The 16710-nt window shown below is 41.5% G+C and carries 12 protein-coding genes; 6 read left to right on the forward strand and 6 right to left on the reverse strand.

Annotated features, from left to right (window positions below; all coding sequences use genetic code 11):
* Positions 1-13: 13 nt before the first annotated feature.
* Complete coding sequence (locus tag KAN5_RS01905) at positions 14-538, forward strand: hypothetical protein (protein ID WP_016708824.1); 525 nt, start codon at positions 14-16, stop codon at positions 536-538.
* 94 nt (positions 539-632) lie between these two features.
* Here the strand turns inward: KAN5_RS01905 and KAN5_RS01910 are convergent, their stop codons facing one another.
* Both KAN5_RS01910 and KAN5_RS01915 read right to left on the reverse strand, forming a co-directional pair.
* The gene (locus tag KAN5_RS01910; RefSeq protein WP_244390317.1) at positions 633-3656 is read right to left on the reverse strand and encodes a carboxypeptidase regulatory-like domain-containing protein; all 3024 of its coding nucleotides are present in this window, start codon (positions 3654-3656) and stop codon (positions 633-635) included.
* Between the two features lie 485 nt (positions 3657-4141).
* Complete coding sequence (locus tag KAN5_RS01915; protein ID WP_016708826.1) at positions 4142-4987, reverse strand: SIS domain-containing protein; 846 nt, start codon at positions 4985-4987, stop codon at positions 4142-4144.
* A 480-nt stretch (positions 4988-5467) separates the two neighbouring features.
* Here KAN5_RS01915 and pbp4b point away from each other — a divergent pair, with 480 nt between their 5' ends.
* Together pbp4b and KAN5_RS01925 are read left to right on the forward strand one after the other, a co-directional pair.
* A complete protein-coding gene (gene pbp4b / locus KAN5_RS01920; RefSeq protein WP_036981022.1) occupies positions 5468-7915 on the forward strand; it encodes a penicillin binding protein PBP4B in 2448 nt (815 codons plus the stop codon).
* A gap of 152 nt (positions 7916-8067) precedes the next feature.
* Positions 8068-9444 carry a Na+/H+ antiporter NhaC family protein gene (locus KAN5_RS01925; protein ID WP_016708828.1) on the forward strand — a complete coding sequence of 459 codons (1377 nt, stop codon included), beginning with the start codon at positions 8068-8070 and terminating at the stop codon, positions 9442-9444.
* A gap of 308 nt (positions 9445-9752) precedes the next feature.
* Here the strand turns inward: KAN5_RS01925 and KAN5_RS01930 are convergent, their stop codons facing one another.
* The 4 genes from KAN5_RS01930 to KAN5_RS01945 all read right to left on the reverse strand — a co-directional run bounded on the left by KAN5_RS01930 (position 9753) and on the right by KAN5_RS01945 (position 13703).
* Complete coding sequence (locus tag KAN5_RS01930) at positions 9753-10889, reverse strand: PQQ-dependent sugar dehydrogenase (RefSeq protein ID WP_244390318.1); 1137 nt, start codon at positions 10887-10889, stop codon at positions 9753-9755.
* A gap of 993 nt (positions 10890-11882) precedes the next feature.
* Positions 11883-12518, reverse strand: coding sequence for a hypothetical protein (locus KAN5_RS01935; RefSeq protein WP_244390319.1), 636 nt, complete (start codon positions 12516-12518; stop codon positions 11883-11885).
* On the reverse strand, positions 12505-13056 hold the full coding sequence (locus KAN5_RS01940; protein WP_138554949.1) for an RNA polymerase sigma factor: 552 nt from the start codon (positions 13054-13056) through the stop codon (positions 12505-12507). Before KAN5_RS01940 ends, KAN5_RS01935 begins: the two co-directional genes overlap by 14 nt.
* 8 nt (positions 13057-13064) lie before the next feature.
* Positions 13065-13703 carry an energy transducer TonB gene (locus KAN5_RS01945; protein ID WP_138554948.1) on the reverse strand — a complete coding sequence of 213 codons (639 nt, stop codon included), beginning with the start codon at positions 13701-13703 and terminating at the stop codon, positions 13065-13067.
* A gap of 312 nt (positions 13704-14015) precedes the next feature.
* Here KAN5_RS01945 and KAN5_RS01950 point away from each other — a divergent pair, with 312 nt between their 5' ends.
* The 3 genes from KAN5_RS01950 to KAN5_RS01960 all read left to right on the forward strand — a co-directional run bounded on the left by KAN5_RS01950 (position 14016) and on the right by KAN5_RS01960 (position 16673).
* Positions 14016-15761, forward strand: a complete 1746-nt coding sequence (locus tag KAN5_RS01950; protein ID WP_016708834.1) for a potassium/proton antiporter — start codon at positions 14016-14018, stop codon at positions 15759-15761.
* Between the two features lie 104 nt (positions 15762-15865).
* The gene (locus KAN5_RS01955) at positions 15866-16372 is read left to right on the forward strand and encodes a DUF3087 domain-containing protein (protein ID WP_016708835.1); all 507 of its coding nucleotides are present in this window, start codon (positions 15866-15868) and stop codon (positions 16370-16372) included.
* A gap of 85 nt (positions 16373-16457) precedes the next feature.
* On the forward strand, positions 16458-16673 hold the full coding sequence (locus KAN5_RS01960; protein ID WP_016708836.1) for a TIGR02450 family Trp-rich protein: 216 nt from the start codon (positions 16458-16460) through the stop codon (positions 16671-16673).
* The last annotated feature ends 37 nt before the right edge of the window (positions 16674-16710 follow it).

Here is a 16710-nt window from a genome sequence, read left to right on the forward strand (position 1 = left end):
AAGGAATATAACAATGACAAAAATAGCATGGTATAAAAAGCCTGAAATGATCGTTGCTCTGTCTGCATTGCTCATAAGTGTTGTGACAACAATAATAGGGCTCTACTCCACTATGATTGATCGCTCCTATGCAAGAGCATCGGTTTGGCCAAGAGTCGAAATTTATAGAAGCCATTCGATAGAAAAAGGGTATTTTAGCTACGGGGTTATGAATAACGGCACGGGACCGGCAATTATTAAATATGCCAAAGTTACTTACAAAGATAAACCTGTTAAAAAATGGTCTGACTTTATAACTGAGACTAGTTTAGTGCAATCTCACATTGGCACACGGATTCTGCCAAGCCAAGCGAATGTCAGTGTGGTTAACATTGCGAATAAAGCTTATGTAGCTGATATGCTAGAAATTGATAAGCAGGTTACTATCGAACTTTGCTATTGCTCTATTTATGATGAATGTTGGCTTGCAGATAGAAGTAACCAGTCAAAAGAAATCGCAGAATGTGAGATCAGTGACGAGCAGCGATTTATTCAGTAATGCACGTTTCTTAAATAAAAAAGGCCACAAAAGTGGCCTACCCTGGAGGATGTAAAAGTAAGCACTTAAAGGCACTTACTTTTAATTTTTAGTCTTAAAACTTGAAGTTTACAGATAACTGCAAGCTACGTGGGTTGTAGTAGCTACGTGCTTCACCAAAGTTTTCATTGCTAACGTACGGGTTAATGTCATACCCAGTTTGACGATTAAATACGTTGAATAGATCCGCGCGGAACTGCATTTCAAAATTACCCGTAAGTTTAAAGTCTTGCGTGTAGTTTAAGTCTAACTGCCAATGACTGGCACTACGACGGCTACCCGCCGGCTCGCTATAACGGCTCGTACTACTGGTTGAGTAACCGTAGATAGAGCCATCCCATGTTTCCCATGGTTTACCTGATTGAAATACGAAATAAGCACCGACATTCGCCTGCCATGGTACGGTGTAGTAACCATATACTTTGACTAGATGCGGTTTATCGCCAGAGAGTGTGCCGTATTTATAATCCCATGAATAGCGACCGCGACCATCCCCATAGTTTGATGAACCAATAAAGGTATTTGCATCATTGGTTGCAGCGGTATTATCTTGGTCAAAGTTACCGTAGTAGTGACTCCACACATATGAAGCATTTACATAGCTGTTTTCACCTAAGTATTCAGCTTCGATACTGGCTTCCCAATATTTAGTTTCGCCACCATCTACTTCAGCAATTACGTACGATGAGCCGCCAATCTCCTTAATAATATCAGCAAGGTTATCTACATATAAGCCTTGATCAGCAATATGTTGAGGAACACCTTCAGCATCAACTCCTGAATAATCAGTTAAGCGCGCATCATTAGGCATATCTTCCCAAAAGTGATTACCTTTACGGTGACGTACATGGGCACGTAGTACTAAGTCGCTGCCAACGTATTTTGTTGTACCAAGCGTAAATTCTGTAATCCGACGTGGGGTTAAATCATCGGCAAAGATTTTACCCGATGAACCTTGACGAGGCTCTGCGTAAATAACATTACCCGCGGCATCGAATTCAACTTCAATTTCAGCTCGGGTGTTACGATCCCACGATGCCGCACGTGAAAGTGAGCTTGCTTCTGGGTTATACATAGAGAAGTTAGCAAAAATTGAATCTTCTTCAGAGTAGGTCCATGTTGCACCTAAGCGCGGCTGGATCATGTCTGACCAATCAGTTTGGTACATTTTGTACTTATTACCAGGAGCCGTTTCATAACCTGAAATGGTGCCTGACTTTTCACGTAAGCCTTGGCCATACCAAGTATCACGGCTAACAAGTACGCCGATGTTGTAGGTCCAATCGCCGACCTCAATTGAGTCATTGATTTCAAAGTTGATAGATTCACTTTCAGAGTTGATAGCCGAAACAGCACTGCCACCGCTGACCAAACTCATTTGTTGCACTTTTGCACGATAAATAACGGGTGCGCTGCTACCATCTTCTAAGCTTTCGTCTAAGCCGCCCACGTACGAAATACTGCCCCAACCATTTGAAAGGCGCGATAGGACTTCTTTACCTTCTTTCCACTCGGCACCAATATGCAATGTGTGGTAAGTATCACCCCAGTCAAATTCATGATCTAGGTTGATTTCAAATGAGTCACGGTAGAAGTCGATATTGTCGTATTGTGAATAAGCACCTACACCCCCACCGCCTTTCATTTGGCCGTTTTCAGAGTAACCATATTGGTTTATTAGTGGAGTTGCACCAGCGTTAAATGCGGCAATTTGCGCTGCCGTATAATTATCATCGGCATCAAGTAAACTCGGCACAGCAAAATAGCCCATTTGATCTAAATTTGCTAAATCAAGTTGCCCTGTTAGTGAAGGCACAACAGACAGTGGAGTATCAGGTATACCCGCTGTTTCAAGCTCAAATTTACTGTATTGGAATGAAAGCGTAGTCGCTGAGCCTAAAATCCATGAACCATCTAATGTGAAGATATCTTGATCGGCTGTATCACCAACAGATACGCTGTCGGTTTCATACGCATCGATTGAACGTCCTTCAACGACTTTTTCAGACGTACGCTGTGAAATATTAAGTAAAATATCGTCAGTAGGTGCCCAGGTTAATTTACCAAAATATTCATCACGAACACTTTTGTAGTCTTTTACTTCACCATAAGCGGTATTTTTATTCTCTTTGGTTTCCTCTGGACGGTAATACGAAGTATAGAAATACAATGAATCTTCGATAAGCGGGCCACTTAAGCTGGCAGTTAACCAACTTTTATCTAGCTCATAGCTCTCTTCACCGACAGGTGTTGCAACAAATGTTTTAGGTTGTGCTTTGTATTCCACATTGCCATGGAATTCGTCAGTACCAGACTTTGACACTGTATTAATAGACAAACCACCAGAGCGGTTAAAACCAACAGCTTTTGCGCCGCCGCGGTCCATGGTAACAAATTCAACATCGTGAGTAGATGGTTCTGAGGCTAAGTTACCAAACATTGGCAAAGAAACATCGACACCATCAAAGCCATAAGAGTTATCAACCCCTGAGCCACCGGCTGACGGGCCAAGTGTTGCATTTTGTGAAAGTTCAACACCGGGTACTAGTTTTAATAAGTCGCGGTAGTCTTGGCCAACAGGCACGCCTTCAATGGCTTTTTTACCAAGTGAGTTACTCAGTGATGAGTTACCTTGGCGAAAAAGCTTACTACCTGTCACTGTAATTACTTCTACATTTTCTTTTTTGCCGCTGAGTGTAACGTTGACATTTGATGTCTGCTCTAGCAGTACATCCACTGTCATGGTTTGTGTAACGCCATTATGATCAGTGAAGGTAAGCTCGTAAGTACCTGGTTTTAGTTGCGGTAAATCATAGCTGCCGTCTTCGCGAGTAACCACTGTACGCGGTTTTGGCATGACATTACTGCTTGCAGTAATAGTAATACCAGCCAGTGATTGATTTGCTTGTTCGGTGGCGACTTTACCTTTAATGCTACCGTTTAAATTGGCAAATGCGGGAGCACTTGCCAGTGAGGCCGCGATAAGTGCGGTCGCTATTGCAGTTTTTGGAACTTTTAATGCGCGGTGTGTTGCATGCGCTAAAGAGCTAATATTGAAGGTTGGTGCATGTTTTTTCATTGTTTCCCCGTCCTTTATTATAATTTGTCTATCGCTCTGGACTTAATACTCACGCTAGAGTCATAAACTTGTTGCCAATATATTAAACAGCTGTTGCAGAGAATGGTCAAGAATATTTTTTTCTATAAATAAAATTTAATTAAAATAAAATATATAAATCTTGGCAAGGTGACGGCTTAAAATTTAGTGGTATTTTGCGTGATATGAAGTGATTATCGAATTTAATTTTTATAAGTGATTGTTTTTGTTTTGATTTTAAGTTTGTTGGTTTGGTTTTTTTTGTATTTAAAGTAGGAAAAAAGTATTTTTTTAGTATGATTTTAAATCTAAATAGGTGTTTTTATAGGAACTAAAAAATTACATAAAATATTTTTTGTTAAAATAATTTATATTTTTTGATAAAGGAACAGTGTTTAATGAGATACGCAGGATACGTGTGTAATAAAGCAAACAGGTATGACTCATACCTGTTTGATCAACACGCTTTAGTGGTTTCTGAACTCACCAACCACGTCGTTCGAATGTTCTAACAATTTACGACCTTGGCGGCTTGATTGTGTTAGGGCTATGAATAGAATATCAATAACAAAATCTTGTGCAGTACGAGCAAGAATAGAGGATAACCGTACAGACTCTTCTTCAGCTACAGAGTACAGCCTCACGTTGGCTTGATCAGCAACTGGGTTACTACCAAACTTAGTGACTGAGATCACGGAACTGTCGTTCATTTTTGCTTGTTTAACGACTTCTGCTATTTCTCTGGTGACACCAGACTCACTGATCGCGATAACTAAATCGCCTTTAGCAAAAGTTGATACATACGCAAGTTGCGCATGACCATCAGGTTCTGCAATGGCTGGCATGCCTAATTTTTGTAGTTTATAAGAGAAATCTTTTGCTACCAAAGCGGAGCCGCCTAGACCACAAATTAAAATTCGTTTTGCTGACTTCAATAAACCAACTGCCTGCTCAATTGCGGTTGCTTCATTGAGGTTTTTAGTTTCAGTCAACACGGCCAGTTTACTGCTGAGTAGCTTTTCAGCAATTTGCTCTAAAGAATCGTTTAACGTGATTTTTCCGTGTAGTTTTGGTTCTGACGTTTCATCATTGAGTGCGTCAATAACAGCCAGCTTAAAAGCAGGAAAACCTTTATAACCCAGTTTTTGCGAAAATTTCACAACACTCGACTGACTTACACCCACCACTTTAGCCAGCTCTACTGATGAGAGATTACGAATTGCGTTAGCTGAGTTCAACGTGAAATCGGCTAGTTTAGCTTCGCTGCTCGACAGAGATTGACGTAAGGCTTTAATTTTTACAAATGTAGACATACTACTCGCTTATTTTTATATTTGGCGTATTTATAGCATTAATCGAAATAAATTTGTACTCAATTTGGGTTCAAATGTAACTATCTTTGCTTTACTCTTGTGCCTATGCGTACAAAGCAAATAAATTATTCGTGATCAACGATATTATGTTTTGGAATATTCTTCAAGAATAATTGGAATAATATAATTTTAATTAGCCAAATTTACAACAACCAATAAGACTAAGTAATAGATTTGTTTACTGTGAATGAAATTACTACGTTCCAATTCGAGATAAAATATCTTTTATTTTATGTTGTAACCAAATAAATTATTTACAAACTATTTCACTATGCTAATGTTTAGAACGTAGAACTACATCCTGTTGTGCATACTAAAATGGCAACACTAAGACTATATTTATTTGCTTATGTAATGCATTTATCACTATCAGTGATACGCTTGTTGGTGCTTACCTTGGCAATCAGTAATGAGAAGGTTATGACGTTTTTATCTTGGTTTAAAAAACTTAGTTTAGCTGCTGCAACTGCACTTTTAGTTAGCTGTGCTTCAACTCCCTACGAATTTACTCAATCTGCTAATTATAGCCATCGCGTTAAGTTTTTGGTGATGCATTACACTGCCATTGATTATGAAAAATCAATGCGAGTACTCGTTGAAGAAGGTGGTTTGAGTGCCCATTACTTATTACCTGAGTCGAATGATCCCAGTTACCCTGAAGATGAATTAAAAGTTATTCAACTTGTTGATGAACATGACCGAGCATGGCATGCAGGGCGAAGCTACTGGCAGGGCCGTGAAGATTTAAACGATCAATCAATTGGCATTGAAATTGTTAATGTACCGACTTGCCATTACCCAGAGGTGAAGCCTGAAGTTCATTTAGAAAATGACGCATCTAAGCTGTGTATTTTCCCTGACTATGATGCTAAGCAAATGGCGTTATTAATTGAGCTAAGTAAAGGCATTTTAGAAAGAAACCCAGATATTGGCCCAACTCAAGTAGTAGGGCACTCAGACATAGCACCAACACGTAAAAATGATCCCGGACCGCGTTTTCCGTGGTATCAATTATACCAAGCTGGCATTGGTGCATGGTATGACAGTGATACTGTTGATAAGTATTGGCAGCAATTTAGCGTAGTAAAACCGTCAATTGGTTTAATGCAAAAAGCATTACGCGCTTATGGCTACGACATACACGCAACTAACCAGCTTGATCCACAAACGCTTGATACGCTGAGCGCCTTTCAAATGCACTTTTTACCGTGGCATGTTAGCGGTAATGCAGATGCACGTAGCGCGGCAGTACTATTTGCTTTGATGGAAAAGTATTTCCCGAAAAAAGCGGCTAAATTAATGCTGCAATATCAGCAACAACAAACAACACCCGAGCCGATAGTAAAACCACTCGCAAATGCGCAAGTGGTTATGCAAATTCCAAACCCTAATCCAAGTTCGCGTACGTTTGTAAATGACCGAGGTACGTTTAAAGCGTACAAAGGCCGAGGCCATATCATCATCGAAAATAACACCGCAACGAGTGCTGATATTTTCATAAATGGTGAAAAAATAAATATAGCTCAGCCACTTACTGCTAATAAACTATATGAATACAGCTTATCAAAACGCACTCATAATGGTGTAAATACCTTTAAAGTTGAAAATGTGCAACCTGAAGGGGCAAGTTTAACTCTGCGTTTTCCTTATCCTACTTTAGCGACTACACCGGCTAAAAAGAATGCCTTTAAACAAGTCGATAGTTTAATTAACCAAGAAATCGCACAGGGGTTTCCGGGGGCGGTGCTTGCAGTGATCAAAGACGGTCAACTGGTTAAATTAAGCCATTATGGGGATGCAAAAAAATACCAAGCTGATGGCTCATTATTATCCCAGCCGCAGCCAATGAAAAGTGATACGTTATTTGATATCGCTTCTAATTCAAAGATGTTTGCCACCAATTTAGCATTAATGAAATTAGCCAGTGAAGGCAAAGTGGATGTAGAAAAACCCCTGTTTTACTACCTACCAGAATTTAGAGGAGCAGGGCGCGAGCAGCGTTTAGTGAAAGATTTACTGACTCACAGCGCAGGATACCCAGCAGTGGTTGATTTTCATCGTAAAGATAATAAATTTGGTGAGCGATTCTTTTCTCAAAATAGTTTACGTACCAAAAATTTATTACTGACTGGCGTGCCGTTTGTGGCGGGTCGCAACGTTAAACATTTATACTCGGACGTAGATTACATGCTACTTGGTGTGTTAGTTGAGCGACTTTCAGGTCAATCCCTTGATAATTACGTAGAAGGGCAAATTTATCAGCCGCTTGGCTTAAGCCATACACTCTATAACCCACTGCAAAAAGGCTTTACTAAAAACCAAATTGCCGCCACTGAATTGCAAGGTAACACCCGTGGTGGGCGAATTAATTTTGATAACGTTCGCACTGATGTTTTACAAGGGCAAGTGCATGACGAAAAAGCCTTCTATGCACTCGGTGGTGTTGCAGGACATGCCGGGTTATTTAGCACAGGACAAGATTTAAGTGTACTTGCGCAACTATTATTAAATCGTGGTGGTTATGGCGATAAACAAATGTTTACCCCACAAGTACTTGAGCAATTTATTGGCCCACAAGCAAGTGATGAAAGCTATGGTTTGGGTTGGCGTCGTGCCGGTCACGGTGCATTAAAATGGCATTTTGGCCCCTATGCAAGTGAGCAGGCTTATGGTCATACTGGTTGGACGGGCACGGTAACAGTGATTGATCCCGTTTATGACTTAGCCATTGTTTTACTCACCAATACACGCCATTCGCCGATAGAGGGCAGTGAAAAACACTATGAATTTGTCGGCAAAAAATTCGAGACCGGTAAATATGGCTCAATTATTTCTCTGATTTATGAAGCAATACTAAATAAGCAGTGAGTTAACAGGCGCTGCTTATCTTGTCGCTGACCGATTTAAGTTGTGTTTATTGCTGAACTGATTAAGCTAATGGGTTTGTTCTAACCTTCAACGCAGAATTGAAGATAAAATAATTATAACGGCGGCGTGGTCGCTACATAAAAGGTTACTGTATGTCTTGGTATTCAATTTTACCGCCGCTAATTGCGATTTTAATCGTGTTTTGGCGTAAAGAAGTAATAATGGCGCTACTTGTCGCGGTTGCTTCTTCTGAATTTTTGTTAGCACTGCAAGGTGATGGCAACACGCTTTTTAATACATTTATAAATACCATTGAACGCGTAGTCAGTGTTGCAAGCTCACCGGGTAATAGCCGTATCCTGATCTTTAGTATTTTGATCGGGGCATTACTTGCTTACATTCGTGAATCAGGTGGTGTAGCAGCAACAGTTAATATGTTGATGAACAAAGGCGTGGCAAAAAGTAAACGCCAAGTTGGTTTTTTAACTATGTTCTCGGGTATTGCGGTATTTATTGAATCTAACTTAAGTGTACTTACCGCTGGTATTTTATCCCGCGGTTTATTTGATAAATTTAAAATGAGCCGAGCGCGCCTTGCGTACATTATTGATAGTACCAGTGCGCCAGTGTGTATCTTAATTTTACTTAATGGCTGGGGCGCTTACGTGCTCGGCTTACTAGGTAACTATGAAATGTCAGAATCGGCAGTGTCGGTGTTATGGGGCAGTATCGGCTATAACTTTTACGCCATTATTACCTTACTGATTGTGTTTTATACTATTTCATTTGATAAAGTGCATGGCCCACTTAAAAAAGCAGAAGAACAATTAGAACACCAAAAAACAGAGCTACAAGAAGAAGTAAAAGGCACTAAAGCACGTTTTATGTTGGTTCCTTTACTTACGTTGATCGGCAGCATGGTTGGCTTTATGTATTGGTCTGGTGATGGCGATATTGCCAGTGGTAGTGGTTCTAAATCAGTATTGTATGCAACCATTTTAGCCTGTGTTGTGGCCTACTTTCTAATGGTGACTTCTCGCCAGTTTACTCATCATAAGCTGGTGGATATTGGCTTTAAAGGCATGGGTGAATTACTGCCATTAGTTGCCATTGTATTGCTTTCACTGACTTTAGGCGCAAGCTTAAAAGACTTAGGTACTGGTGTGTTTGTCGCAGGGCTAGTGGGTGATTACTTACCTATCTACCTAGTGGTACCAGTGTTATTTGTAACAGGCGCGGTGATCTCTTTCACCACAGGGACATCATGGGGCACCTTTGCAATACTTATCCCCATCGGTGTGCCGCTAATTCAAGCGCTTGGTTTACCACCTTCATTAGTGATTGCGGCTATTTTAGGTGGCGGCGTATTTGGTGATCACTGTTCACCTATATCCGATACCAGTGCTGTGTCTGCAATTGCCTCTGGGTGTGATTTACTTACGCACGTTAAAACGCAAATGCCGTATGCACTGTTTGCCGGCGGTTTAACATTTGTGGCCTACCTCATTACAAGCATTATTGTTTTATAAATACTAGTTTTAAGCTGTAAGTAAAAAACCACAGAGAAGTCTGTGGTTTTTTATTGCTTGTTACGTAGGTCGTCATTTATGGCGACACATGTCGAATCACTTACAAAGTTACGGACTAAAGTCCGATCTAAAAGAGTATGGATTGAAACCTTCAAGCGAAATAAATTTCACGCCTACGGTATCTGATTCACCTCAGCAGCGAGTATGCACCAACGACTTAAAGCTTATGACTTAGAGCTTAAAGCCCCTTTACTCTTTCCCCTTGTGACTCGCTAAATTGTTGTGTTTCGCTTTGCTCTACCAACCTACTATTTAGGTACAACCTTATAAATACCCATACCGTCAATGCCCAGATATATATCACCATTCGGGTGGGTGGCAATACTGCGCACGCGGCCAGCGCCTTCAAACAGTTTACTGTGATCCGTTACTTTATTGCCATCGAGCTCAACTAACACTAAATGAGCAAATTTCATTGCACCAACAAGTACATGGCCTTGCCACTGCGGGTATTTATCGCTGGTCACAAATTCCATACCAGAAGGCGCGATAGACGGCACCCACACCCAATCAGGTTGCTCCATGCCTTCACGGCTGGTTTCGTCGGTGATTTTTGTGCCGATGTAGTTAATACCGTGGGTTACTTCTGGCCAGCCGTAGTTTGCACCCGCTTTAATAATATTGATTTCATCGCCACCACGCGGGCCATGCTCATGGCTCCAAATTGCCCCCGTTTGTGGGTGCATCGCCATACCTTGCGGGTTGCGGTGACCATACGAATAAATGCTCTTACGTGCGTTTGGCTGATTTACAAATGGGTTTGATTCAGGGATTGAACCATCGCTATTAATGCGATGAATTTTACCTGCGTCATACTCTAAGCTTTGTGGGTGAACATCACGAGCGCCACGATCACCAATCGAAAAATACAAGTAGCCATCTTTATCAAATTCAATGCGCGAGCCATAGTGTTTAGTAGTGGTGGTGTTTGGTGTACCGTCGAATAATAATTGCGTATCGACGAGTGCCATATCTTTTAACCGTGCACGCATGATTGAGGTATTATAGCCTTCTTCATCACCTTCATAACCAGAGTATGAAAAGTAAATCCAGCCATTGTCTTTAAAGTGAGGATCCAGCTCAATATCTAATAAGCCACCTTGACCCTCAGCATGCACTTTTGGCAGACCAGAGATTTTTTGCTCTAGCAATTTACCATCACGAATGAGCCTAAGTTCACCTGCACGGTCTGTTACCAATAAATCTTGCTCGTTAAGCCATACCATTCCCCAAGGGATTTGCACGCCTTTGGCAACTAACTCAAGCTGATACTTATCAGCGCTTTTAGCGACGGGTATTTCTTGTTCAAGTTGCTGCGCACACGCTTGCAAACTGGTTACACTGAGAAGAGTGACGACTAAACTGCTACAAAAAGACTTTTTCATGGTAACTCCAATTTATTAAACACGATGACATTAGCCTAGCGTGTTATAAGTGAAATTGTTATGAACATTTACTAAAGTGCGACTATCTACGGAAAATGCAAGATAAATGACGGTAAAACATCGCGCTGGAGTGTAGGCGCTAAGCTTGCTGGCGCGTGTGGCTATGGCTTCGTACGGCGGGCGACGAGCTACGGCACACTCCTAGTACCTAGTCACTTCCTAGAGCCTAGCCACTTTCAATTGTAGGTCGTCCTTTAGGGCGAGAAAGTGAATTTCACCACAGAGGGCACAGAGGCGCTTCGCTACACCGAGAATGAAAAACGATGGCTTCGTGCGGCGGGCGACGAGCTACGGCACACTCCTAGTACCTAGTCACTTCCTAGAGCCTAGCCACTTTCAATTGTAGGTCGTCCTTTAGGGCGAGAAAGTGAATTTCACCACAGAGGGCACAGAGGCGCTTCGCTACACTGAGGTTAGTTATTGTTGTAGGAGCTGGCTTCAGCCGCGAAGGGTTTAACACCAGTGTTAAGTTAATCACCGTAGGCGCTAAGCTTGCTGGCGCGTGTGTTTGTAGGTTGGGTTGAGAGTAACGAAACCCAACGGGCTTAAATTGTAGGTCGCCCTTTAGGGCGAAAAGTGGATTTTACCACTGTGGTGCTTCGCTGCACAGAGCTTAAATATTGGTTGTAGGAGTCGGCTTCAGCCACGAAGGGTTTAACTCCAATGTAAGGGTTAACCACCGTAGGCGCTGAGCTTGCTGGTGCATGCATTTTGTAGGTTGGGCTTTAGCCCAAAAGTTGTATCACTGTAGCTGATGTTTTTTGCTGCTAACTTTTCACACATATTGTCGGGATAAATCCGCGACCTACATTAAAAACCTTATTCAAGGTTTAGGTTGCTGGCAGCAACCAAGGGGCGGCTGCTACCGGCCTTTGCGTTTCTCTTTTGTGTAGCGCGCAGCGCCTCTGTGGCCTCTGGCCTCAGTGGTAAAAATCACCCTCTACAAACCTTAACCCCATCTCCTGCATGTTTGAGTGCGATAATCTGGCCTTGGCTGTTGTGGGCCATGGCGAGCATGTCGCCTTTTACAATATCACTTGCTACGGCGTGTTTGGTTTTTAAGCTATTCAGCAACGAGTCTTTTATTTGAATGAGCACTTCGCTGTGGCAGCTGGCGATGTACCAGTCGTTGTCTACTTTAACTAATTGGCCGTATTCAATATAGCGCTGTTGGTGTAGGCGCAGGTCGGCGGCGAGTTTGTCGTCGAGCTGTTGTTTTTGGCTGGTTATTTCACTTGAATAACTGCCGGCATTATCTACTTGGTGAACCTCAATAAAGTGGTAATTGTTTTGCTGAGCGGCAAAGGTATTGTTAAGTGTGTGTTGTTCTGTGGTGTTATCTGTGTTGTTATCTGTTGTGGTAAACATGGTAAAGCCTAGTACCACTAATGCGCAGGCGAGGCCGGTCATTTGTAGGGGCAATAAAAATTTTGCTGGTTGCTTATTGGCGTTTTCATTGGGTATTTTAGTAAACATTGCCTGTTGCTCGGGCGTAAGCGTGTGGCGTTTTTTACGTTCACTAAAATGCTGTTCAAGTTGTTGCTCAAACTGCTCGTTATGCTTTTTCATCAAAGCCTCCCAATAATGTTTTTAAGTTCTGTTTTGCATAACGTAGCCGCGTTTTTACGGTTTCATGATTGCTTTGCGTGATCTGTTGTATGTCTTCAAGCGAAAAGCCTTCTTGTTGCAGGCTGAGTGCTTCGCGTTGTACAAAGCTCAGTTGCATTAACGCTTTATCAAAAGCGGCATAATCAAATTTTTGCTCAGTTCTCAGTGGGGCTATCGCGGTGTCGTCTTCTAGTTCAACAAAGCGCTGTTGTTTACGATATTCATCAATCAACGCATTGCGGGCAAGGCGAAACAGCCAGGCTTTTGGGTTGTTTTGACCTTGATAGTGGTGGCGTTTTTCCATCACTTTTAACCAGGTTTGCTGGCTAATATCAAAGGCGAGTTGCTCGTTACTTTGGGTGACTAAGTAATGGTACAAATCGTTGCCAAACAAGGTGACAAGTTGAGTTAAGTGGCGGTTGTCGCCACTTTTTGCGTAGTCAGCCAAGTAATCGTTACTTGGCTGGCTGATAAACCATGATTTTAAGCTTGTAAGCATAGGCACTCTTATTGTGTTTGGTCTAATTTAAAATCAAGTTGTACGCTTTGCCCCGTTTGTATTTGTGCTACGCCATCAATCACTTTTGGGCGGTATTTCCAGCGCTTTATTGCCCGTAGTGCTTCACGGTCGAATATGCGTTTTGGTTCTGCGTTTGTGACTTGTGCATCAATTACTTCACCTGTCTGAGACACATTAAAGCTTAATTGTACCCAGCCTTCAATGCCTTCTCGCGCGGCAATCGGTGGATATTTAGGATTTATACGCACTATTGGGGTGGCATCCCCTGTAGGGCGTTGTAAGTTTGCTTGTATACCTGTGCCTATTTCACCAATGCTGATATCCGGTGTTATTGCGGTGGTTATTATATTGGTATCTGTGCTTGGCGGTGTACGCGGGGGCACTTTTGGTGGTGTTTGCATTTTCGGCGGCGGTGGCAGGGTTTGCTTTTGTTGTACCTTAGAGTCCTCTGGTGCTTGGAATATTTCTACAATAATGTTGTCACCGCCAACGTTTGCTGCGCGTTGCTCGCCACTAATCAAATATTGCATAAATGCAAATGCAGCAAATGTCATTGCGGCACCACCAACGATGGCTGTGGATGTTTTTAATGTATGGTGAGTGTGTGGTAAATCGACTGTTTGCATGAGCAAATCCTTAAGTCCTTATGATGTATTTATCTTTAAAACGTGCGGTAAATACAAAAGGGGTGAAATATTTTAAAAAATTTAATTGCGCTGCAAAGTGGCGTTATCAACAAGGAGGAACTTATAGTGACTAGCGAGTTGTAATTGTATTTTTTCATTGTTTTCATTGACCTCAAAAAACAAATACGCGTTTTATTTATAAATAAATTAAAATAATGGACGCTTTTTGAGTTATTGTATGCACTGGACTTTCAAATCATTTTTAGTTGGCTATTTTAATTTTCCATTTATGTAAGGTTGTAAATTCATCGTATGTTTGTAATTGACAATATCATTCTTGTTAGTGCCATTTTGATTCTTTTTGGTGTGATATCGAGCAAGTTATCTGCACGTGTCGGCTTACCTGTGCTGGTGCTGTTTTTATTAGTCGGCATGCTTGCTGGTGAAGACGGTATTGCCGGTATTTCATTTGATAATGCAGAGGCTGCGCATGCTTTAGGTACGTTAGCGCTTGCTATTATTTTGTTCGATGGGGGATTGCAAACTCCGATCAGCTCGATTAAACAAGTCTGGAAACCCGCATCAGCTTTAGCGACTGTGGGCGTGTTACTGACCGCAGTGATAACCGGTGCTGTGGCAACCTATATTTTAGACCTTCCTGTGCTGCAAGGTATTTTGTTAGGGGCAATTGTTGGCTCTACTGATGCGGCTGCCGTTTTTGCCTTGTTGCGAAGTGCGGGCATTCATTTAAATAAAAAGCTTAAGTCTACCCTCGAAATAGAAAGTGCCTCCAATGACCCTATGGCTATCTTTTTAACTGTTGGCTTGTTAGAGGTGTTAGTTAACAAAATGACGTTTGGAGGCGACTTGCTGTTGTTATTTGTGCAGCAAATGGGGGTAGGTGCGCTGTGTGGTGTGTTAATTGGTAAACTGGCGACTTGGTTTATCAATCGCATTAAGCTAAATACATCAGGTTTGTATTTAGTGATGGTAACAGCTTTTGGTTTGTTATCATTTGGTTTATCTGCCTCATTAGGCGGTAGCGGCTTTTTAGCTGTGTTTATTACGGGTGTTATTTTAGGTAATAGTGAGTTTGTATATAAACGCAGTATTTTTCTATTTCATGATGGTTTAGCGTGGTTAGGTCAAATTACCATGTTTGTGGTGTTAGGATTATTGATTAATCCATCTTCATTATTGGATGTATGGTTAGAAGGGTTATTCATAGCGTTTGCGTTAATTTTTATTGCAAGACCTCTGGCTGTAGCGCCAATTTTAAAGTTATTTGGCTTTAATAATCGAGAAACCATGTTTGTGTCCTGGGTAGGATTACGCGGATCTGTGCCTATTATATTGGCAATATTTCCCCTGCTTTTTGGCCTGCCGGGCGCGGAGCTTATTTTTAATGTAGTATTTTTTGTGGTGTTAATTTCAGCCACCCTACAAGGGGCTAGCATGCCTTGGATTGCGAAAAAGTTAGGGTTGGTTGAGCCGCCACCTGTTGTAGCCGCCGCTAAACTTGAGATTACCGCTTTAAATGAAATAGATATAGAAATTGTGGAGTATACGCTAAGTGATGCTTCGCGCGTAGTTGGCAGGCGTTTATCTCGCGCGGCATTACCGGAGAGTGTGGTAGTGGCAATGATCACACGAGGGTCGTCAACTATTCCACCTAGAGGCTCTACAGTACTTAAATCACAAGATCACTTATTTGTTGTACTCAAACCTTACAATCGACCTTTTGTGGATTTGGTATTTGCTGCAACAGATGCAACACATCAACAAGAAAACCATTTAGCTAAAAATGAGTTAAGAGTGAAAGGCGTTACGTTAGTCGGCGATATTTTCTATTCGTATAATATGAAAATAGAGGCGCCTGAAAAACTCAGTTTAGAAGAGCTAATTAATCAAAAATTAACACCGCCACTATGTAAAGGTGCGATTGTGGTGATCAATAATGTGCAGCTAAGGGTTATTACTATGGTGAATACCCGCATTGTTACGATTGGTTTAAAGTATATCAATCCTAAAGAGCAAGAGCTGATAGTTAACCCCTAAGATACAGGTGTTTAATCAGAAGTTTTAAAAAAGTTTCGTCATTGTTTGCCTGCATTGGCTACAATGGCGGCTCTGGATTTTGGTTTTTATTTTATTAGGCAGTTATGCAACTTATTCAAATTGATAAAGCACGTTATCGTAAGCATTTAAACCGCGTTATTATTGGCTGTGGTTTGGCACTAGCCGCGGGCAGTTTAGCTATTTCGCAATCTTTGATAGCCTTGTTTCCAGATGAAAGTGGCAGTCATTTCCATTGGAATTTATTGGGTGTAATCATCACCAGTATTAGCATTGGCTGGGCGCTGAATAAATACCGCACACATGATTACATGACTGAGGTTGTGTATGTGTGGGAGTTAAAACAAGCACTTAATAAAATCACTCGGAAAATGGCTAAGCTAAAAGCTGCAGGTCGTGAGGGGGATCCACAAGCACTCTTGGCGATTCATTACAGTTATGCCGGCTCACGGTTATTGTGGCAGTTAGACGATAACACTATCACCATGGATGAGCTGGCAATCAAACAAGCGGAGCTTGATAGTGTGGCTGCTAAGTTTAATGTGACGCTTAATGCAGATGACTACGACGAAGCAATTTTAAAGCAGTATTAAAATAATCTATCGAACATAAACTTAACCAGCACTATAAACGTATAACAAATACAATTAATTATTGAAAAAGCTTATAGCGCAGCTCATGAATAAAATAACACCTAAGAAATTGCTCAACAGTAAATGGACTGCTGTTTCACCAGTGAATAAAGAAAAGCATTTTATCATCATTGAAATGGACTTTGATGAAGAAGGCATTGTTTTAAGCTGTGTGATTGAAGCGGTAATGTCTAAGCGCCAAGTTGCAATTGATTGGCGGGATTTAAAAGATCAGCAACGTTGGTTACAGGGCTGGCAATAATAAGTATTTTGAGTAAAGCTAGAGACATGGAGCTTAC

Origin of the sequence: Pseudoalteromonas sp. KAN5 (assembly GCF_022846535.1) — a bacterium.
Classification (GTDB): domain Bacteria; phylum Pseudomonadota; class Gammaproteobacteria; order Enterobacterales; family Alteromonadaceae; genus Pseudoalteromonas; species Pseudoalteromonas haloplanktis.